Raw genomic sequence first — 232 nt, forward strand, 5'->3', positions numbered from 1 at the left:
GAGGCGGTCGCCACCACGGCGTCGCGGCTCGCGCACGCGCGCATCGCGGTCGAAAAAGGCTATGTGTTAGAGGCGATGCTGCGCGAGCGCTTCCCGCAAGCCACCCTCGTCACCTTCGCGAATACCGGCGCGGCGCTTCATGCCGTCGCTCACGGCGCGGCGGACGTTTATGCGGGATTCGCGCCCGTCGTGCGCTACCAGCTTTCGTTCGACGATTACGCCGGTTTGCGCG

1 protein-coding gene is annotated in these 232 nt (G+C 67.7%); it reads left to right on the plus strand.

The genetic code is table 11. The features are described 5' to 3' along the window. The coding region (locus tag SB786_RS37850; RefSeq protein WP_410731789.1) for a hypothetical protein at positions 1-232 on the plus strand (232 nt) is incomplete at both ends.

Origin of the sequence: Burkholderia sp. SIMBA_062 (assembly GCF_046534765.1) — a bacterium.
In the GTDB taxonomy this organism is placed as follows: domain Bacteria; phylum Pseudomonadota; class Gammaproteobacteria; order Burkholderiales; family Burkholderiaceae; genus Burkholderia; species Burkholderia ambifaria.